This is a genomic window from Bradyrhizobium sp. Kon56, from assembly GCF_055807635.1.
Genome location: NZ_JBVVOU010000655.1, coordinates 1 through 234, shown reverse-complemented (window position 1 = coordinate 234; position 234 = coordinate 1). Strand labels below are relative to the sequence as shown.

At 60.3% G+C, this 234-nt stretch carries 1 protein-coding gene; it reads left to right on the top strand.

The window, feature by feature from the left end; genetic code table 11:
• Nucleotides 1-71: 71 nt before the first annotated feature.
• Nucleotides 72-234 (top strand): transporter substrate-binding domain-containing protein (locus tag AC0L3B_RS40405; RefSeq protein WP_473383694.1); only part of this gene is annotated, 163 nt, incomplete at its 3' end.

The following is a 234-nucleotide window of genomic DNA, read 5'->3' as shown; positions in this document are numbered from 1 at the left end:
AGCCTGTGTGAATCAATGCGGCAACACCTATCAGCAATGCCGGGGCGATTGACGAGGCTGTCCGCCGTGGCGTGCTCAGAGTAGGCACCACGCCGACTTACGTACCGTTTGAAATGACCGACAAGCAGGGGCGCATCATCGGCTTCGAGATCGACTTGCTCCACGCGATGAGTCGCGCGCTGGGGGTTGAACTCGAACTGGTTGCGGTGCCCTACACGGATTTGCTGTCGGGGC